This is a genomic window from Pseudomonas sp. H26/SER47-MNA-CIBAN-0231, from assembly GCF_040310465.1.
GTDB lineage: Bacteria > Pseudomonadota > Gammaproteobacteria > Pseudomonadales > Pseudomonadaceae > Aquipseudomonas > Aquipseudomonas atacamensis.
This window is the reverse complement of the sequence record NZ_JBEOPW010000002.1, coordinates 385,606-403,380: the sequence shown is the minus strand read 5'-3', so window position 1 is coordinate 403,380 and position 17,775 is coordinate 385,606. Positions and strand designations below refer to the sequence as shown.

Here is a 17,775-nt window from a genome sequence, read left to right as displayed (position 1 = left end):
TCAGGCCTTCCCGACCAATTTGCCCAACTCAGGGAAACGATCCACGTACCAGTGAGGCTGTGTTTCGCGGGGGCATTGAGGACTGGTGAGGTTCTTGCCGTAGGCCAACCCCTTCTCAGTCACCGACCAGAAGTCGACCATTTCCTGCTTTGAGTTCTTGCGCTGAAGCTGCTTTAGGAAGCCATGGGCTGCTAGCAGTTTGTTAAAGGCTGGTGCGGACGTGCGCAGGTCGAAGTCTTTGATGAGAGCAGTAACGGCCTTGGTCGGCATGGATGTGCCGCCAGTTGCATCGGGCGCAGCATCGACGGCGTAGCCAGGCAGGAACTTGGCATCTAGTCCATTGTTGGCAGCGATCTTTGCCAGCATCATCATCTTGCTTGACGGTGCCGGTTTCAGGAGACGGTCGAAGCACTCCAGAATGGCGAGCTCACCGACAATCTTTGAGTTGTTGGCGGGAAGAACGGCTTGTGCTGAGACAACACGCTCGAGCTCTTGCCAGCGATCCACAAGCTTCGATGTGAACTCCGGCGAGAGCTGAGCGACGATTACGTAGCTGTCACGCTCGCAGATGTTGTAGATACGGGTGGCGCGCGCGCGACCAAGTTTATCCCTGGACCATTCATCCTCAGATTGAGGATGGACCAACCCGCTAGCGGCCAAGTCCTCAATGGTGCGCTTTACGTTGTCGTGGCGCTTGCCGGTGACATTCGCGATTTCGCGGGAAGACATCGTGCTGCGCGACACGTTTTCAGAGTTCGAAAAACGTGTCGCGACACTGTTTGGGGTATTGCTTGAGATGGGTTGGCTATGCATAATCGGCCTCATCAAGTGTTAATGAATTAGCCGGGGCGCAATCCCGGCTTTTTTGTGCCTGCGATTCAGGCAAGCTTCAAATTCGGTCGGTGTTTTGCGATCAGTGCTTCGGCCTTCCGGCCAAGCTCCCCTGCCCGCGCTTCAACCTGACGGCACTGCTCGGCGAACGCTGGAAGATGCGGCAGGTCCTCTTCGCACATCACCTGGTCGTCAAATACTTCGCTGCCGGTGTCGATCACATCGCCCAGAGCGCGGATCAGCGCACCGAAGCTTTTGTTGGCGCACTGGTCGCTCTGCACCTGGCGTGCGCCGGTCAAGCCGTGGCGGCCTGCCAACTCATTGATACAGTTGTCGCGAAACTCAGGCTCCAGTGCATTCACCCAGGCCTCTTCCAGCCAAGACGGCACTTCCTGATCGCCCGAGAGCCAACGCTGCACGCGCTTTAACCAGCGGCCTGTCGCCTTCACGAATTCGCCCACATCGTTCAGGCGCGCCAACTCATTGAAGTCTGGGACCTTTGCCTGAACGATCTTGGCGGCGGGAACTCGCAGACAGATCTCCCGGCTCAAGGCTTGGGCGAAATCGTCCTGGCTCAAGCTGGTGCGTGCGATCTGGTTTTGAGAGTGGGCGACCAGCACTTGGTCGCGGGTTTGGGCGCTATGTCTTGGACTGGACGTTTCCATGGGGACTGCTCTCTTCTAATCTGGCTTCAACGGATTGGCGGACAGGGATGTCGCTTAGGCGGCCATCTCGGCCCAAGGAAACGACGGACACAGCTTTTCTTTTTTGAAAGCACCTTCGGTCAGCGCCTCCGCACGCTTGGCAATAACCGGAGACATGCCGTGCTTCCCCCGAACCCAGCCGGAAACGGTGCTTTGATCAACCTTGAGCTTTTCGGCGGTGGCCTCCTGGGTGCCGAAGTAGTCAACGAGGCCCTTGTAAATTGCGTTCATGATGCCCCTCCATACGGGAATACCCATATGGTAGGTTATGGGAATACCGATTTGCAAGGGTATGGGAGCACCCGTAATACTTCGCTGATGGAATTTAAAGACCGACTTAAAGCAGCCCGTCGCCACGCCAAGCTCAATCAGACTGAACTTGCAGAGCGCGCCGGCCTCACGCAGACCTCAATCTCCGATCTGGAGAGGGGGAAATCGAAGGCAACGGCCTTCGCTGCTCAGATCGCCTCTGTATGTGGCGTGTCCCCAATGTGGCTGGCTGAAGGTGTCGGCGAAATGTTCAAGGGCGTGCACGATCATCATGCTGAGCGAATTCAGCCCGGCGTAAAACTTGGCACCATCGAGATCTGGGATGACGAAACCCCGCTCGATGACGATGAGGTTTATGTCCCCTTCCTTCATGAAGTTGAACTGGCGGCCGGATCTGGGAAGTTTGCGATCGAGGAAAGCGCCAACTCGCGCCTGCGCTTCAACAAGAAGGACCTGCGCCACAACGGCGTTCAGTTCAGCAACGCGAAGTGCGTAAAAGTTGGCGGCAACAGTATGGTGCCCGTGCTGCGCGATGGCGCCACGGTGGGCGTGAACGTCGGCAAGAACTCTCTGAGCGATATCGTCGACGGCGAGATGTACGCCATCAACCATAACGGCCAGCTCCGTGTGAAGCAGGTCTACCGCATACCGACCGGGATTCGCCTGCGCAGCTTCAACCGTGACGAGCATCCGGACGAGGACTACACGTTCCAGCAGATCCAGGAGCAGCAGATCTCAATTCTGGGGCATGTGTTCTGGTGGGCGATGTACTCGCGCTGATTACGCGCTGGAAGCCAACAGCTCGTTTATTCAACCTTTAATTCGCTTCGCAGGGATCGCTTATGCCGGGACGTGTTACAGCAAAGGAAATCATCAGGCAAAGCAGTCAAGGCATTTCGGTTCAGCCTTTTCTTGTTAGGGCAGATGACGACCAGACCTACTTCGTCAAGGGTCTATCAAGAGCTCTCGGAGCGGGACTGATGTCTGAAGCGATAGCAGCCGAGTTAGGAACACACCTTGGGCTGCCAATCCCCCCGTGGCGAATCATCGATATTCCCCCGGAATTGATTGATTTCAGCGTCATGGATAACGTTAGAGATCTTGAAGGTGGCCCCGCATTCGGCTCCCTACAGGTTGAAAACGCATCGGACTTGCTCTGGGCTAAGGTCCCCGACATCCCTGCAGAATTAAAGAAGCGAGTATTGCTCTTCGACTGGTGGATCGGAAATGGCGATCGTGGCCTCGGCCCGTTAGGTGGTAATGTAAATCTAGTCCTCGATCAATCCGGGGGCTTAATGGTAATAGATCACAATGTAGCCTTTGATAGCAGCCTCACAGGCGAGGAATTTAGGATGTACCACGTATTCCGTGACCAGTTGAGCACCCAGACCGGGGAGCTGCTCGCTCGTCTGGAATATTTGCCCATGCTTGACGCTGCTATGGCTGACTGGGGTAGGATCACATCCCTTTTGCCAGAAGAATGGATAAGGCGTGACTCGGGTCACGGCGATGAGAACGAGCCGACCCTCGAGCAGAGGCTTCAACTACTGGAAAGGTTCAAGGAAGAGCAGTTCTGGGGGCAGCTATGAAACATATTTGTAATTATTCGATATTGAGGTTCCTCCCCTACCCTGAAACGGGGGAGTTCGTGAACATTGGCGTTGTGCTGTTGGCGAATAATGGCGAGTTTCATTATAAAATTGAGCCAACTCGTAAGCGAGTGACTCAATTTTTCAAAACCTTGGACCACAAGGTGTATATCAGAGCTCGCGACGAGGTTCAGGACGAGTTCAAGAGGCTTGCCGAGTTTTTTTATGGGCATCGTGGCGAGGTGTCGTTACTGGCAAGCACCTTCAAGCACCTCATCCATGCTCGCGAAACGATGATGCGTTTCAGCAATCCTGGATCTATCGCGACAGACAACATTCCTGCGGTTGTTCAAGAGCTGTATGACCACTATGTCAATCACAGCTTCGCAAACAAGGAGTATCAGGAGCGGGTTCTTGAGCGACAGCTTGGTAATCTTCTCGCAGTGTCGAATTTGAAGCAGAGATATAAAGAACAGCGCCTAGGGACAAAGGAGTACGAGGTACGCTTCCCCTTTGTTGTGCTGGATGACGGTGATGCGGCCCAGGCAATCAAACCCCTTTATCTGGGCCAGAGCGAGCCGTCTAGAATCCTAGATCATGGTGATGCGTGGGTGGCTAGAGTAAAAAGACTCAGCAAGGCCAACCACCTAGCAAAGGATACTTTGTTTATCGTTGCTCCACCTGAAGGTGGCAATTCGAAATTGCAGAGTGCATTCGGAGAAGTTGTTGAAGCACTAACCGAGTTTAACGGGGTTAGGGTAGTCAGCAATCGTGAAACTAACGCCGAAATCGTTCAAGAAATCAAGCGCGGCTTACCTGCAACAATGCATTGACTCAAGCCCGGCCTAGCGCCGGGCTTTTTCATGCCCGCTCTTGCTCTAACTGCGATTACTTGCTCGACGCCTCCGGCTTGCTGTATCGCAGCACGAATCCTTTCAAGGCCTTTTTGCTCGCCAACTCATCCATCGAGGCGTTGGCCTCTGACCGGGTTGAGAACGGCCCAAGGAAAACTCGGCTCTTGCCTTCCCGCCTCGTCGTATAGGGTTTCCAGCCAGAGGCGATAAGCTCTTGGCTTAGTTTCTCTGCTGTCTGCTCACTGCTAACAGAGGCCACCTGGACGGCCCACTGGACGCCAGGAATCTCCTTTGTCTGCACCGGATCTTCTATTTGCGGGCTGGCTATCGTGTAGCCGCAAACCTTACTGACGAATGGATCTGATAGAGAGGAGTCGATCACCACATCGAAACCACCGGGCGCTTTCATGGCAAAGAACGGAGCGAATCCAGAATAGGCGCCAAAACCATTTTTTCCGTTCACCTCTCCACAAACGCCGCCATCGGCGACCTGTCGCTCATTTTTGAACTTTGCAGAGTCAGGATCTTTCAAGCGATCAGCGACTGCAGTTCGAGCTCTATCAATATCGCTGCCTCCACATCCCGCCACGGCGAAAGCCAGGCCCACCAGCAGTAATCCGCGCATCCATACCTCCATGGTCAAGTCGCGCGATTCTACCAGCCAGCTAGGCCCTAAGAAGGACAGCACGAAGGATTTTTGCAAATGAAAATATAGGAAGATCGAAAATTATGGGAATGCCCGTTGACATAGAATATGGGAGTACCTATATTTCACCCATCGCAGCGACATACAGTCACTGCGAAGGGCCTCAACAGACCCACCGCTCTTTAACAACCAGCGCCATGAACGACTACCCGGCCAGTCCGGTTAGGTCACTCCCGGCTCCATCGGTGGGAGGTCAGTAAACCGATGAACAAAACCGCACTTGCCTCTACCGGCGACCGGCGATCCGACAGGCCCGAAAGCCTGCCCACGCGCAGCCCACTGCGACGGCGGACGAGGTGTTGACCGAACTGAGTGAATGACCTGGTAAGCGGGTGCGGAGAAACACGGAATTTTTCACTGATGCACCTGGTGACGGGTGCATTGGGAAAACAACCGAGGGCAAGACGATGAAGCTCTACACCCGACACGATGGACTACTTGCTCTTAAGAAAGAGCGCATCGAAACATGCAAAGCGGCTGGAGTTACAGTTCTTGGCTTCGGCGAGCACCTGCCGAAGGATGGAATTCTGATCGCTGACTGCCGGCCGCGCGGCTTCGTTGGTGGCCGCGTGATTGAGCGCGACCCGGCAGCAACGATGCTGTACGTGGGTGGCGTGTTCAAGCCAGAAAAAACCTACTACTTCGAGAGCTTTGAGCGAGCACTGAAGAAGGCTCAGAAGCTCGCAGCCTGAACAACCAGCGCCACGACAGCCTGTCGTTAACTGCCCGATCCTCTCCCCTCGCAAGAAATAATCAAACTGCAATGGAGAGGACTAGGTCAGTCTGCTCTTTTCAACGAGTCAATCGAAAAATTCTCGATATGACGCTTACCAGATGCATCAAACCAACTGCACTTGGCTCCGTTTTTAGGTCCGTTGCCAAAGCCTCCTGCGGAAAAGTCCCCAATTTGTTCAATTGTCATTCTCGGGCCTCCGCTCTTTAGGCGCACTACTTGGCCCGGCATTAAATTATGCATTCAATCGCTCCCAAAATGATGGCGCGACGATTCTACACGTTCCTTTTCGAGTCGACCCACATGTACTCCCCTCCGCGCCCAACGGCAACCAGCGGAGCGGATGAGTGCATCCGAGTTTTGTTGGATCAATACCCGCCATCACGGAGGCGACCATGGCAACCAGCTATGCAGACAGTGCGCAGGCCCGAGAGTGGGATCGGCGCTTTGATGAATGGGGACGCCCCAAAGCGCCGAAGGTTGAAGACTTTCACGACTACGAAGCAGCGGCGCAAGAACGCACAGAGCGTCAGGCGCTGATGGCAGCTCAAGATCTGGTCGACCGCAAGGCGCGGGCGAAGCGACTTGAGGCAGCGGTGGTCGCCTACGGCGAATTCTGGGGGCTCAAATGAACATCCAGCAACGTGACCATCAAACGGCGGTGACCTGGATCGAAGGCGAGATCAGCAACATGATCCGCGACCTCGGCAAGCCCAACGCCAGCGCCGCCGCGACATCCTGCATCACCCTGGCCTTCATGCTTCGTGCCATTGACGATGCCGAACACCGTCACTTCCGCGCACGCATCGACCAGATTTACGCCACCTACAACGCCTCCGTCTCGCAAGGAGCTGCAGCATGACAACGCCTCTGGTGAAAACGCTGGCCGATGAACAGCTCGAGGATATCGAGCGTCGCATTGCGATTCTCGGCTTCGGCCTGCCCTTCAATGAAGTGATCGGCCGCAAGCGCGAGGATTTGGTCGACAATCTCCCGCAGCGCCTGTCGGTGACCATGAAAGGCGGACGCATCGCTGTGAGGGCTCGGCCATGAACCTCGTCTACTGGATTCTGGTTGTGCTTCTGGTTGTCGGTGCAGGCGCCTACGGCATCGTGAAAGACGGCTCGGGCACTTGCCAGGTGCCGCGCTCCACCACCTACAACGTGTTCCGATGACCAGCCTTCAGCGTGCACGCCGCATCCTGATTCGGCGTGGCTCGTTTCGAGTCCTTTCGATCTACACCTTCCTGATGCTGCTCAGCGCTCTCGCCGACCGCATCACTCAATAAACAAGCCCACCACAAGCTGCGCTCGGCGCGGCAAGGAACCGTCATGTCTGCAAAAGCCCAACAAGCCCCTTTGCAAGAGTCCATCGAAATGACCGCTGTAACGCCCAAAGTAGCTGTCACCGATATCGCCGAATATCGGCCGCATGAAGAACAAATCGTCCGATTGGAAACGACCTACGCGAACCTCGTTGTCGACTGCTCTACCAGTGAGGGCTTGGCGAATGCGAAGGAAGTTCGCGTGGATATTCGCGACGTCCGCTACGCCTTGGCCAATACCACGAAAACGGCGCTGGTTCCCTATCAGCAGGCGGTTAAAGACGCCCAGGCTCGCGTCAACCAAGTGAAGGAATTTGGTGAAGCACTGAAGGAGCGCGTGCTGGCGATCGAAGCGCCTGTAGACGAGGCAATCAAGGCCGAAGAAAAGCGCGCCGCAGACGCCAAGGCCGAACGCGAGCGTGTCGAGGCTGAGCGTGTCGAGGCCATCCGGAAAAAAATTACCCGATTCAGCTCTGTAGCAGCAGCGTACGCAAGCCGCAGTGCTGCCGATGTTGCAGCCGTGCTTCAAAGCGTCAAAGAGTCGGTAATCCTGCCAGACGAATACGCCGAGTTTGAAGCTGAAGCCACCATCGCCCGCGACAACGCTATTGATCAGCTTGAAGCGCTGCACCGGGCTGCTGTTGACCGCGAAGAGGCGGCAGCCAAGCTACTGGCCCAACAAAAAGAGCTGGACGAACTGCGTGAGAAGCAACGCATCGCCGATGCTGAAGCAGAGGAGTTGCGCAAGCAGCGCGCCGAGGAAGATCGCCTGCGCTTGAAGCAGCAGCAAGATGAACTCGACCAGCAGCGCCGCGATATGGAAGCGCAACAACGCCAGCAACGTGAGCAGCAAGAAGAACAGCAGCGCCAGCAGCGCGAACGCGATGGGCAGTATCAGCGCGACCAAGAAGAGTTGGCTCGCCTGCGCGCACTGGCTGCAGCACCCGCTGCGGTTGCTGGCGTCATCACGACACCAGCCGTTACCGACACAGCGCCAGCAGATGCAGTGGGAGTTGATCCGGTTCCAGTGGCTGACGAAGTCGCTGACTCGAACATGCCGAGCGCCAACGAAGTGGTCGAGGTCGTGGCCATGGCCTTCTGCGTCACCAATGACGAGGCATCGGCCTGGCTGCGCGCCCTGTCGTTCTAACAAACCCTGAAATCACCCCGGAGGCCGGCCAAAGTCGTCGGCTATGGAGTTAGGAATGAACGCTCAAACCCAGATTGCTACCGTACCAATGGACACAAGCCCGACGGGCCTGATCCTCAATCGCGACAGCATGCAGTCGATGACTGAACTCGCCGGCATCATGGCAGGCGGCAAAACCACCCTGCCAAAGCATTTCCACGGCAACACTGCCGACTGCATGGCAGTGATCATGCAGTCCATGCAATGGGGCATGAATCCCTTCCAGGTGGCGCAGAAGACATTCATCGTCAACGGCGGCCAGCTCAGCTATGAAGCACAGCTCGTCAACGCGGTGATTACCACGCGAGCGCCGACCCTTGATCGAATCCATTACGAGTGGTTCGGCGACTGGGACAAGATCATTGGCAACTTCCGCGAAATCGAAAGCAAAAAGCAAACGGATGATCACGGGCAGCCGAAGAAATACCGAGTCCCAAACTGGAATATCAACGACGAGAAGGGACTCGGCGTCCGCGTTTGGGCGACGTTCGTTGGCGAAGACGCTCCCCGCGAACTGACCACCTTGATGACTCAGGCGCGAACCCGGAACTCTACGCTATGGGCGGACGATCCGAAGCAGCAGATCGCGTATCTGGCGCTCAAAAAATGGGCTCGTCTGTATTGCCCCGACGTGATTCTGGGCGTGTACACCCGTGACGAGCTGGACGACGGCTACGCGCTTCCGGAAACGGATGTTACCCCACGATCTACCAACGAAAAACCAGCAGATGTGGGAGCTGCGTCGGTTCCTCAGGGCGACACCACTGACGCAACAAGTGACCTATTCGAGCAGCTGAAAAAGATCGCTCAAGAACAAGGAATTGATGGCTACGAAAAGGCCTGGAAGGCGTTGAAGCCGCAGCAGCGCGGCGCTATTGGCGTGACACGTCACGGTGAGCTGAAGTCGATTGCACAGACAATTGAGGCAGAGTTCACAACCCTCAATGAAAGCTCAAACGGCAGTGCGAACGACGATGTGCAAGGCGGCGAGCAATGAACGCCTCAGTAGACCTTCAACGCACCGAGCAGTGGCATCAGGACCGCAGCGGGCGCCTAACGGCAAGCAGGTTCAAGGATGTGATTGCTTGGGGTGATCGTGACAAGCAAGGGAAGCGCAAGCCGCTCGCGGCCCGCACCACTTACATGCGCGAACTGGCTTTTGAACGTCTGGCGAACAGATCGAAACATTCGGTCAGCAGCAAGTCGATGGCGTGGGGTACGGAGGTCGAGCAGTCGAGTCACGACTTTTACGAAATTCTGACCGGCAATACCGTCATCAAGTCGGGCTTCTTGGTTCATCCAAAATACGACTGGTTGGGCTGCTCGCCGGACGGCTTGATTGGCGAGGACGGCGGCATTGAGTCGAAGTGTCCATTCAATGAAGCCGTCCACGTCCGTACCTGGCTCGAAGGAATGCCCGACGAACACATGCCGCAGGTTCAGGGCTGCATGTTCGTCACGGGCCGGGAATGGTGGGATTTCCTGTCGTTCGATCCGCGACAAGATGAAGACTGCCGCCTGTACATCGAGACCATCAAGCGCGATGACGAGTACATCGCGATGCTTCATCAAGAGCTGGTCCAGTTCAATCTGGAGCTTGGCCGGATGGTTGACGAAGTAGCGGACAAAGCGCGGGCACAAGCCCATCGATTAGGAGCCTGAGCATGATCAGCCTCAACCTAAACGCAGTTCGTGAAAAGCAGACTGAGTCGGATCGAATCGCGGCTGCGATGGCCGACTTCTGGGCGCGACCCGGCAGCACCTTCAAAGAGCTGCCGGCAACCCGGATAAAGCCTAGGCCTGCACGGCGGGACTGGGTAGACCCTGAAACGGTGCTCAAGCGGCGCCCGAAGCCGATATCAGCGGCCGAACGCAAGGCGCTGCGCAAAATGGCGGACTCGATATGAAATCGAAACGCAAACCCAACAACGGTTTCGCCCGAGCTGAGCGCAGTTGCCGGGCGCTGCTGCGCACCAACCGCATCGCGGTCGTGAACATCGATCCCAGCGGCAGCCAGATCATGGCGAACTGGAAGAGCTGCAAGCAGATCCGCAGCCTGGCGATCGCCAACGCAATCTTCGATTTCTCCTATCGCTGGACGATCTACATCGCCGCCATGTGTCGAGACGAGTGCGGCGCGGAGTACATCAAGTCGGTGGAGATCTCGCCCGAGGGCATCTACAAGGTCGAGCGCCTGACTGATGCGATCGAGCATTACTACCTGGAGCTGCGCAACAGCGCGAACCCGACCCATCTGGTCGCGTCAGGCTGGATCGCCATTCCCGACGAGATCTCAATGGACGAAGCCCAAGCCGCGAAGCTGTTCTACGCCGCCGGCGCCTGGCATCAGGTGAAGGTCGCAGCGTGAGACGTTTCCGCATCCAACAACGCAAACGACAGACCTGGCTGGACTTGCCGGCCAGCGGAATTGAAGAGGTAGGCCATGGCCAAGAGCAATGCAGATCGCTCAGCGAAAGCCGCGGCGAAGAGGAAGGAGCGCGGCGAAGAGGAAATCAGGCTGCACTGCCTGCCGGGCACGCGCCAAGCACTTGCTGAGTTGATGGCTTGGAGCGGCATCGAGGAACAGGGCGAGGCGATCACGCTGATGATTCATCACCTGCACAGACTTGGCCCGGGCGGCGCCCTTCCCCTTCTCACGCCTCCGCGACACGAAATCACGGTCTCGCCATCTGTGGCGCGGAAGCTTCAGCAGTTCAGCCAGCGCGAAGCCGGCCGCATCACTCAGGACTGATCGTTATCTCAGGCGGGACTCGATGTATTTCAAATACTCAACCGCAGCTGATTTTTGCTCTGGTCCGCCAGGCCCATCGCTACCGAGCAAAGAAGCCTGCGCGGTTTCGAGCAGGTAAGACTTTGGCACACCGGTGGACATCGAGCTGTTCAGCACCGCGATCAGCAGGTGTTCGATCGCATCGACTTGCGCGTTGTTACTCATCACCACTCCTTGATCCGGCGGTATGCCGGGCCATCAAGCAATAGCTCACAAACACATATCTCGCCACCACCGGTCACGGAGGGCGGCGCCTGACTGGAGATAGTTCATGAGCCACAACTGCGAATACGTCCGGCAGCACTATCAGGTGCCCGCCGAAATCGGCCGCCGAGTCATCGCTTACGGAAAGCCCGGTGTGATCCTGGCTGATCGCGGCCATTACATCGGCGTGGCGCTGGATGAAGACCCGAAGAAGCGCATCGGCAACTACCACCCCACCCACGAAATGCAGTATGGCGACATGGCCGAAACGCTGCCGCTCAAAGAGTGGCTGGTCCTACCGTTCAAGCATGACTGGGAAGATCTCGACTGGAACCGGGAAGCTCGCGAAGATCTGGTCAGGGTGTGGGCCGCTACTCGAAGCCAGGCCAAGTACAAGGCCTACGAGCGGCTTCAGGACTACTGCCACAGCATCAAGGCAATGCTCCACTTTAAAGTTCGCCGTGCCTGACGGAATTCAGCTACTGAGCATGCTAACTGCAATCTGAAGCAGGACCGTTGCCGCCGCTGCGAATGCCGCTCTGCTGTTCCACTTTGACTGTGAGCGAAGTGTTCCAAAAAGCTCGCCACCATGAATTACGGCGCACTTCCAGTAGTCACCATCTGGCATGCCCTTGAACTCTGGCGGCACGGGTGCTTTTACAACTGCTGCAATCACCCAGAATCCTGCGGAAGCCAGTCCAGCGATAAGCGACGCGACATTTGCTAACTGTGCGATGTCCACGGAAATCCCCTTGATCCGGCCCCATGCCGGGCCGAACACAAATACCCCACTTATCAGGGTTGCGCCACTTCGAACGGCAGGATGGCGGAAATGGTCGGGCACTCGGCTTGCGTCACTGATCCACCAGCCGCCGCGATCTCATCGCCAGAGCAGGCCAGCCGGGCAAATCAGATTTCGCAGGATGTCGCTGCGTGCTGGTCTGAAATACAGCGGTGTGGCTATCGACAATCGGGACTAGGTCGCGATCGTGCGTAGGTTGGAAGCGCTCACGCATCGCGGCGACATCGAATTTTTTGCCGACGTGCTCACCCAAGAAGCGCCGGCTGATTTTGTAACGTCCGCAGTTGAAGCACACAAGGTCGTCCCAATCGCCGTAGATGCCCTTGCGGTACGCTTCCCCCCAGCAGATCCAACACATACATCTCATAACTCGTCTCCTGATGCCCAGATAGATTCGGGCAAAACGGCGAGGGTTCACTGAGAAGTGTTGAACGAGCGGGTCACCTGTCGGCTGAATTACGGGCTGCTCGGCGCTTCAACGATTCGGTGCGCCGACTCCATGTAGCTGGCCAGGTCGATCACCTCCCGAAGGAACACGACCACCTCCAGCTTCACTGCGTCGTCCGGCAGCCCTATCCGTTTCAGCATTGCCTTGGCGTCCTCTTCGATCGCCGCCAGCGCATCTACATCGCTCTGCAACCTCATGTCGGCCTCCTGCCGGTGTGAGATAGAAGTGGAGGGATTAAGTGTACTGGTCGTTGGAGGACATCAGCCAGTAGAGCTCCCAAAGATCCTTAAAGCAGCGCTCTATATCTGGATGGTTTATTGCGGTAGGGCGGCTTGGCTCGTACGTGCCGGAATACTCCACGATGCTCTCGAATAATTCACGAGCGTACTCATCTGGAAATTCGTCCGGCCGCAAAGCCATTAACTCTTGATGAACAGCGCGCAATCGCATGTGTTTTTCCACACCGGTGGCAGCGGCCTCTAGTGCATCAGTGAGTCGTTTCACTGTTCCATTTGGATCCTTCATGCATCCCCCAGAAAATTTATGACAGCCCGAACTGGAATGTCACGACTATAGCTGCGAGGTAACCGCGTGCCCACTGCAATCGATTTGTTCGCCGGCCTTGGCAAATGGATCACCTGCGCGCGCTGCATCGCCAGATTTACCGGGGGGCAGTCTGCAATCGCCACCTAGCGGCTTGGAGCAGTTGACCACTGAACAGTGAAGCGAAGTCGGGTCTAAGCATGATCGCCTCCACTGTCAGGTGCTCCCTTCCCTCTCGCAATAGCTTCCTGAAGCCGTCTTGAAACTCGGGGGATTGAACCAGTTTGATCGACGCTTCAACCGGATGCTGGGCTCGGTTCATTGCCTCCCATTTAGATGGGTGGTATCCGAACTCGTGGCATTGCCTGATAGCTTCAAAAATTGCCTCAGCAAATGCAGCTCTGACCTGCTCCACGCAAAACTCCTTGCTTATACGGATGGCACATTGCCGTCCACAACCCCCTGAATACCCTAAATCATCAACTCACGCCACCTCAGGCGAGGATCCCCCTATGTCCGCACAACAGAAATTGCCTCAGCTCATCCATGGCCAGCCAAGCATGGGCCTGCCATTCGAAAAAGAACTGGTGGTTGACCTGTTCGCCGGCGGTGGCGGCGCCAGCACCGGTATCGCCCGGGCATACCGGGAGCCGGACGTGGCGGTGAACCACAATCCAATCGCCCTGGCTGTGCACCGCGCCAACCATCCCGCGACGGCACACTACGTTGCGGACGTTTTCGAGGTAGATCCTCGGGAGGCCACCGGCGGACAGCCGGTCGCGATCATCTGGGCATCGCCAGACTGTCGGCATCACAGCAAAGCCAAGGGCGGCACACCGCGTGATCGTGGTGTTCGCGGGCTGGCTTGGGTTGTGATCCGCTGGCTGTACGTCACAAAGTCGCGCCTGCTCTTCCTCGAAAACGTTGAAGAGTTCTGCGACTGGGGTCCTATCGACGATGACGGCCAACCGATCAAGGCTGAACGCGGCCGCACCTTCAAGGCGTTCATTGCCGCGATCAGCACCGGCTTGCCCGCTGATCATCCGGACATGCCGGAGATCATCGAGGCGATCGGAGAGTTCGTGCCGGTGGAGGCTCTAGTGCGGGGGCTGGGCTACAACGCTGAGTGGCGGGAGCGCATCGCGGCGAACGCCGGCACGCCGACCATCCGCAAACGCCTTTACTTGGTGGCGCGAAGCGACGGGATGCCGATCGTCTGGCCAGCACCAAAGCGCCATAAGCGGCCAGCGGCGAAACAATTACCGTGGCGCTCGGCGGCGGAGTGCATCGACTGGAGCAATCTCGGGCGCACGATCTTCCGAGACAAGCCGATGGCCGAGAACACCATGCGCCGCGTGGCCAAGGGCTGCTGGCGTCATGTACTGACCAGTGCGAAGCCTTTCATCGTGCCAATGCGCGGCACATCATCGGCGCACACCAGCACGCACGGTACCGACGAAGCGCTTTCCACAATCAGCGCGGGCGGCACGCATCACGCGCTAGTGCAGCCGGTTGCAGCACCCTTCCTCACCGAGTGCGCCAACGGATCAGCACAGCGCGACTTCGACGTGCAGGAGCCGCTGCGCACGCAAGTCGCCCAAGTCAAAGGCGGACACTTCGCGATGGCGGCAGCGCATATGACTGCGTTCGGGCAGAACGCAGCGGGCAGCTCGCCTGACGATCCAACTCAGACAGTTCTGGCCGGCGCCGCGCGTCACGGCATCGTCACAGCGTTCTTCGAACAGGCTAATGGCGGCTTCTACAAAGGCGACGGCCGATCGGCCTACGATCCGATGTCGACCATCTGCCAGTCCGGCGCCAACCAGCGGCTGGTGAGCGCTTACCTGGTGAAATATTACGGTAACGAGAAGGACGGCATTTCGCTTAATGAGCCGATGCACACGCTGCCGACGAAAGATCGCGTAGCGGTTGTCGAGACGGTTCAGGTGCCCGACACGCTGACTCCTGGTCAGATGGAAGGCGCCCGGCGCTGCGCCGCCTTCATGCACAAATATCTGCCGGAGCACTTCAAAGACCCGGCCGAAATGGTAATGGTCGGCGGCTACGTGCTGATCGATATCACGCTGCGCATGCTGCAACCACCAGAGCTGAAGGCCGCGCAAGGCTTCGACAAGGATTACATCATCGATCGCGGCCTGTTCGTGGATCCGGTCACCGGCGCCGAAGAATGGCGCGACATCAAGAAGGTCGACCAGGTGCGGCTGATCGGCAACAGCGTCTGTCCTGACGAAGCTGAAGCCTTGGTTGCCGCAAACGCTGCCGACATCATCGAGCTTTATCAGCGGCTCGCCGCTTAACCCGCGCAGTGCTTGTCGTGGCTTGCCCGCCCCCCAATAAGTTGGGGAGCGCTATTGAAAGGCAATGTTTCGGGAAGGATAATATTGACGCAGGACACCAAATCTTGCATATAGATGGGAAAATCATGGAACTCTGACGTATGGATCTGAAGCTGCTTAATCTCAAGAATAAAACTACCGAAGCCGATATCACGTCAGTATCAATAATTTTTTCCAATACGTGGATGACCTTGATCTCACCGGTTCTGATAGGTCTATTCATCAGCAAATTATTTTCTGCCGAAAACAAATTCACGGGCAGTGAAACAGCATTTGCGGTAATAGCTATTGCGATTCATATTCTACTGGCGCTAATACTCTATAAATCAGGTTCACGCCAAAGCAACTCGGTTGAAATTGACAACATGATTAGTGAGCTTGGCTACTTAAAGCAAGAAGTTATTCCGAAAGCCCAACAATTGTTTGGATGCTCAACAGCGCAGCAAATCGTTATCTATCTTATGACACTTGAACTTGAGTCACGCATAAGAGACATTAATTTAAAAGACAAAGATTATCCAGTTGCGCAAAGATGGGAAGACTGGACAAAGGGGCTGGAAGCTGTTCTTTCTCATTTGGTTAAACACCGGTTTGAGCTTTTCGGCTATAGCGGAGAAAGCTTATATAATATGGCGCTATATATGTATGACAACAATGACGATGATCTTTTCATTATCTGGCGCCGGCACGATGATCGTATGACTACCTCTAATAGGAGGTGGAAGCCAGGGTTAGGTCATGTGGGTTTGGCATTCGTTCAGCAGGAAGCAAAAATTTGCCATGATATTTTCACTAGCACAGAGTTAGCTGACTCCTCGACCAGCGATGAGGCTGACAAGGCGAAATATAGGTCATTCCTCTCAATTCCCATTACAAATTCTTTCGGTAACGTTAATGGTGGAAAACCATTGGGCGTGCTAGTCTTCACCAGCAGTAGCATTGGACAGTTTGATTGGGAAAGAGATAGATTTTTCACACTCACAATAGCTAAGTTACTATCGATCTATATTGAGAGAAACGTAGCTGACTGGACAGGAGCATCGAAATGAGCAGGACCAGAAACGAGAAACCTGTAATTATGCCTCCCGCACCTTCATCTAAACGCGCAGATGGCGTTCTTTCAGTAAGCATGAGCTTTGAAAGCTGCTTAGTAGAAAGCCATAAAAAAAATGACGAATATGTAGAAAGCTGGGTTAACTCTGAAATTAAAAAAAGTAACAGTTATTTCAAAAAAGAAATATACAGCGAAGAGTAATCCTTCCATATTTTAAAAAGACGGAGACCTAGTCTCCGTTTTTTTATGGGACTTCCAAAGAGCCTAGCGTATTCCCCCTACCTTTTTTCATTTCATAGAATTCCTCTCAATTCCATCCCTTCAAAGTCAGCCGCTATAGCGGCAAGGACGAAGTCATGTCTGAAGAAACTGTTTTGCCTGTCGCTACCGCCGGAATTGAGTATGCCTACTCGAACAATGGTGAGGACTGGACTGCGGATTGGTGTTCGTTCCTCAGCCAAAACGACGATCTCGCTGTCGGTGATGAGTGCCAGCGTGGCGAAATTCGCTACGCAGATCCTGCGGAGTTCGTAGATTCGGATGCCGTAATTGAATCGATGGCAGACAACGCGGCATCAAGCGACCTCGGCGACTGGGCGGATGATTTCCCGACTGTGACCGCAGAGGCCAAGCAAGAACTTGAAGACCTTCTCGACGCCTGGGCTCGCAAGAACTGCGACTGCTCCTTCTACCGCGTCAAGAACATCGAGACGTTCACGATCGCCGCTGAGGACCTGGAACAGGAAGAGGTTACGCCATGATCGCCCTCGCCTGGTTCGCCTACGTGTACCGCTACAAGGGACCGCGGTGATGACGCAAGCGGCGCGACTTTCTCCCGCGCAACTGAAAGTGCTCGGTTTCGCGGTGGGCTGCCTTCCGAACTTCTACAAGTCTTCGCACACGCGCACCACCGGAAAGCTACAGGATCTTGGTCTGCTGAAATGGTGCGGTTCGGCTGGAACATCGGCGTATGGATGTCTCTTCCAAGCCACGGCGCAAGGAAGAGCGGTCTGGGGAGCTCAGACTAAAACAGCGTAACCCCTCACCCAACTCAACAGCCTGCCGGTGTACGGCGGGCGAGGTATTCGCATGCCTGAATTAACGTACGACCAGAAACTGGTGGATTACGCGACGGCGCCGAAAGCATCGGCCGGCACCATCTGCCAGATCGAGAACGGCGACTTCGTGAAGCATTGGTGCGGGAAGCTGCGCGGCAAGTTCATCCAAGTCGGCCCCACTTGGAAGGCCGCCAGCAAACAGCAAGCAATCGAAAACGCTCGAGAGTTTCGCGAGCAGTGCCGGGCAGAAGCAAAAGCGAAAGGCTTGCTGCCTGCATAACCCATCACCACCTTCTGCCGCCACGCGCGGCATGGAGC

30 protein-coding genes are annotated in these 17,775 nt (G+C 56.0%); 20 read left to right on the top strand and 10 right to left on the bottom strand.

Going from position 1 to position 17,775, the window contains the following annotated elements; translation table 11 throughout:
- From AAEZ10_RS04635 to AAEZ10_RS04625, 3 genes are all read right to left on the bottom strand, one after another.
- Window positions 1-813 (bottom strand): Rha family transcriptional regulator, encoded by an 813-nt coding sequence (locus AAEZ10_RS04635; RefSeq protein ID WP_350568019.1) that lies wholly within the window; start codon window positions 811-813, stop codon window positions 1-3.
- A gap of 65 nt (window positions 814-878) precedes the next feature.
- On the bottom strand, window positions 879-1,496 hold the full coding sequence (locus AAEZ10_RS04630; protein ID WP_350568016.1) for a DUF8585 domain-containing protein: 618 nt from the start codon (window positions 1,494-1,496) through the stop codon (window positions 879-881).
- A gap of 54 nt (window positions 1,497-1,550) precedes the next feature.
- A complete protein-coding gene (locus tag AAEZ10_RS04625) occupies window positions 1,551-1,766 on the bottom strand; it encodes a YdaS family helix-turn-helix protein (RefSeq protein WP_098963812.1) in 216 nt (71 codons plus the stop codon).
- Window positions 1,767-1,853: 87 nt separating this feature from the next.
- On the opposite strand from AAEZ10_RS04625, the gene AAEZ10_RS04620 reads away from it, so the two are divergent.
- From AAEZ10_RS04620 to AAEZ10_RS04610, 3 genes are all read left to right on the top strand, one after another.
- Complete coding sequence (locus AAEZ10_RS04620) at window positions 1,854-2,585, top strand: XRE family transcriptional regulator (RefSeq protein WP_350568252.1); 732 nt, start codon at window positions 1,854-1,856, stop codon at window positions 2,583-2,585.
- Between the two features lie 62 nt (window positions 2,586-2,647).
- The gene (locus AAEZ10_RS04615; protein ID WP_210709378.1) at window positions 2,648-3,394 is read left to right on the top strand and encodes a HipA family kinase; all 747 of its coding nucleotides are present in this window, start codon (window positions 2,648-2,650) and stop codon (window positions 3,392-3,394) included.
- Window positions 3,391-4,227 (top strand): DUF3037 domain-containing protein, encoded by an 837-nt coding sequence (locus AAEZ10_RS04610; protein ID WP_350568011.1) that lies wholly within the window; start codon window positions 3,391-3,393, stop codon window positions 4,225-4,227. The genes AAEZ10_RS04615 and AAEZ10_RS04610 overlap by 4 nt, the downstream gene beginning before the upstream one ends.
- Before the next feature lie 55 nt (window positions 4,228-4,282).
- Here the strand turns inward: AAEZ10_RS04610 and AAEZ10_RS04605 are convergent, their stop codons facing one another.
- A complete protein-coding gene (locus AAEZ10_RS04605) occupies window positions 4,283-4,873 on the bottom strand; it encodes an SPOR domain-containing protein (protein ID WP_350568008.1) in 591 nt (196 codons plus the stop codon).
- Between the two features lie 488 nt (window positions 4,874-5,361).
- Here AAEZ10_RS04605 and AAEZ10_RS04600 point away from each other — a divergent pair, with 488 nt between their 5' ends.
- On the top strand, window positions 5,362-5,646 hold the full coding sequence (locus tag AAEZ10_RS04600; RefSeq protein WP_350568005.1) for a hypothetical protein: 285 nt from the start codon (window positions 5,362-5,364) through the stop codon (window positions 5,644-5,646).
- Between the two features lie 86 nt (window positions 5,647-5,732).
- Here the strand turns inward: AAEZ10_RS04600 and AAEZ10_RS04595 are convergent, their stop codons facing one another.
- A complete protein-coding gene (locus AAEZ10_RS04595; protein WP_350568249.1) occupies window positions 5,733-5,918 on the bottom strand; it encodes a YodC family protein in 186 nt (61 codons plus the stop codon).
- 164 nt (window positions 5,919-6,082) lie between these two features.
- Between AAEZ10_RS04595 and AAEZ10_RS04590 the strand changes: the two genes are divergently transcribed.
- From AAEZ10_RS04590 to AAEZ10_RS04545, 10 genes are all read left to right on the top strand, one after another.
- Window positions 6,083-6,319, top strand: coding sequence for a hypothetical protein (locus tag AAEZ10_RS04590; protein ID WP_350568002.1), 237 nt, complete (start codon window positions 6,083-6,085; stop codon window positions 6,317-6,319).
- Complete coding sequence (locus tag AAEZ10_RS04585; protein WP_350567999.1) at window positions 6,316-6,549, top strand: hypothetical protein; 234 nt, start codon at window positions 6,316-6,318, stop codon at window positions 6,547-6,549. The genes AAEZ10_RS04590 and AAEZ10_RS04585 overlap by 4 nt, the downstream gene beginning before the upstream one ends.
- Window positions 6,546-6,740, top strand: a complete 195-nt coding sequence (locus tag AAEZ10_RS04580) for a hypothetical protein (RefSeq protein ID WP_223630176.1) — start codon at window positions 6,546-6,548, stop codon at window positions 6,738-6,740. Before AAEZ10_RS04585 ends, AAEZ10_RS04580 begins: the two co-directional genes overlap by 4 nt.
- Complete coding sequence (locus AAEZ10_RS04575; RefSeq protein WP_350567996.1) at window positions 6,737-6,862, top strand: hypothetical protein; 126 nt, start codon at window positions 6,737-6,739, stop codon at window positions 6,860-6,862. Before AAEZ10_RS04580 ends, AAEZ10_RS04575 begins: the two co-directional genes overlap by 4 nt.
- A gap of 156 nt (window positions 6,863-7,018) precedes the next feature.
- Complete coding sequence (locus AAEZ10_RS04570; RefSeq protein ID WP_350567993.1) at window positions 7,019-8,161, top strand: coiled-coil domain-containing protein; 1,143 nt, start codon at window positions 7,019-7,021, stop codon at window positions 8,159-8,161.
- Between the two features lie 55 nt (window positions 8,162-8,216).
- Window positions 8,217-9,197 (top strand): RecT family recombinase, encoded by a 981-nt coding sequence (locus tag AAEZ10_RS04565; RefSeq protein WP_206420663.1) that lies wholly within the window; start codon window positions 8,217-8,219, stop codon window positions 9,195-9,197.
- Window positions 9,194-9,862 carry a lambda exonuclease family protein gene (locus tag AAEZ10_RS04560; protein WP_350567990.1) on the top strand — a complete coding sequence of 223 codons (669 nt, stop codon included), beginning with the start codon at window positions 9,194-9,196 and terminating at the stop codon, window positions 9,860-9,862. The genes AAEZ10_RS04565 and AAEZ10_RS04560 overlap by 4 nt, the downstream gene beginning before the upstream one ends.
- A 2-nt stretch (window positions 9,863-9,864) precedes the next feature.
- Window positions 9,865-10,107 (top strand): hypothetical protein, encoded by a 243-nt coding sequence (locus AAEZ10_RS04555; RefSeq protein WP_350567987.1) that lies wholly within the window; start codon window positions 9,865-9,867, stop codon window positions 10,105-10,107.
- Entirely contained in the window at window positions 10,104-10,568 is a 465-nt protein-coding gene (locus AAEZ10_RS04550) for a hypothetical protein (RefSeq protein WP_350567984.1), read from the top strand. The genes AAEZ10_RS04555 and AAEZ10_RS04550 overlap by 4 nt, the downstream gene beginning before the upstream one ends.
- Window positions 10,569-10,643: 75 nt before the next feature.
- Complete coding sequence (locus tag AAEZ10_RS04545; protein WP_122747169.1) at window positions 10,644-10,952, top strand: hypothetical protein; 309 nt, start codon at window positions 10,644-10,646, stop codon at window positions 10,950-10,952.
- 3 nt (window positions 10,953-10,955) lie between these two features.
- Here the strand turns inward: AAEZ10_RS04545 and AAEZ10_RS04540 are convergent, their stop codons facing one another.
- Window positions 10,956-11,156, bottom strand: a complete 201-nt coding sequence (locus tag AAEZ10_RS04540) for a hypothetical protein (RefSeq protein WP_122747168.1) — start codon at window positions 11,154-11,156, stop codon at window positions 10,956-10,958.
- Window positions 11,157-11,262: 106 nt separating this feature from the next.
- On the opposite strand from AAEZ10_RS04540, the gene AAEZ10_RS04535 reads away from it, so the two are divergent.
- Window positions 11,263-11,664 carry a hypothetical protein gene (locus AAEZ10_RS04535; RefSeq protein WP_122747167.1) on the top strand — a complete coding sequence of 134 codons (402 nt, stop codon included), beginning with the start codon at window positions 11,263-11,265 and terminating at the stop codon, window positions 11,662-11,664.
- Between the two features lie 6 nt (window positions 11,665-11,670).
- On the opposite strand, the gene AAEZ10_RS04530 is transcribed toward AAEZ10_RS04535, so the two are convergent.
- The 4 genes from AAEZ10_RS04530 to AAEZ10_RS04515 form a co-directional block, all read right to left on the bottom strand.
- Window positions 11,671-11,937 carry a hypothetical protein gene (locus AAEZ10_RS04530; protein WP_164558298.1) on the bottom strand — a complete coding sequence of 89 codons (267 nt, stop codon included), beginning with the start codon at window positions 11,935-11,937 and terminating at the stop codon, window positions 11,671-11,673.
- Between the two features lie 112 nt (window positions 11,938-12,049).
- Window positions 12,050-12,364, bottom strand: coding sequence for a hypothetical protein (locus tag AAEZ10_RS04525; RefSeq protein WP_350567979.1), 315 nt, complete (start codon window positions 12,362-12,364; stop codon window positions 12,050-12,052).
- 89 nt (window positions 12,365-12,453) lie between these two features.
- A complete protein-coding gene (locus tag AAEZ10_RS04520; protein WP_350567976.1) occupies window positions 12,454-12,642 on the bottom strand; it encodes a hypothetical protein in 189 nt (62 codons plus the stop codon).
- A gap of 37 nt (window positions 12,643-12,679) precedes the next feature.
- A complete protein-coding gene (locus AAEZ10_RS04515) occupies window positions 12,680-12,970 on the bottom strand; it encodes a hypothetical protein (RefSeq protein WP_350567973.1) in 291 nt (96 codons plus the stop codon).
- 530 nt (window positions 12,971-13,500) lie between these two features.
- Between AAEZ10_RS04515 and AAEZ10_RS04510 the strand changes: the two genes are divergently transcribed.
- The 5 genes from AAEZ10_RS04510 to AAEZ10_RS04490 all read left to right on the top strand — a co-directional run bounded on the left by AAEZ10_RS04510 (window position 13,501) and on the right by AAEZ10_RS04490 (window position 17,737).
- The gene (locus AAEZ10_RS04510) at window positions 13,501-15,306 is read left to right on the top strand and encodes a DNA cytosine methyltransferase (RefSeq protein ID WP_350567970.1); all 1,806 of its coding nucleotides are present in this window, start codon (window positions 13,501-13,503) and stop codon (window positions 15,304-15,306) included.
- 140 nt (window positions 15,307-15,446) lie between these two features.
- A complete protein-coding gene (locus AAEZ10_RS04505) occupies window positions 15,447-16,394 on the top strand; it encodes a GAF domain-containing protein (protein ID WP_350567967.1) in 948 nt (315 codons plus the stop codon).
- The gene (locus AAEZ10_RS04500) at window positions 16,391-16,600 is read left to right on the top strand and encodes a hypothetical protein (RefSeq protein WP_350567964.1); all 210 of its coding nucleotides are present in this window, start codon (window positions 16,391-16,393) and stop codon (window positions 16,598-16,600) included. The genes AAEZ10_RS04505 and AAEZ10_RS04500 overlap by 4 nt, the downstream gene beginning before the upstream one ends.
- Before the next feature lie 155 nt (window positions 16,601-16,755).
- Complete coding sequence (locus AAEZ10_RS04495) at window positions 16,756-17,160, top strand: hypothetical protein (RefSeq protein WP_350567961.1); 405 nt, start codon at window positions 16,756-16,758, stop codon at window positions 17,158-17,160.
- Window positions 17,161-17,488: 328 nt separating this feature from the next.
- Complete coding sequence (locus AAEZ10_RS04490; RefSeq protein ID WP_350567958.1) at window positions 17,489-17,737, top strand: hypothetical protein; 249 nt, start codon at window positions 17,489-17,491, stop codon at window positions 17,735-17,737.
- Window positions 17,738-17,775: the final 38 nt, after the last annotated feature.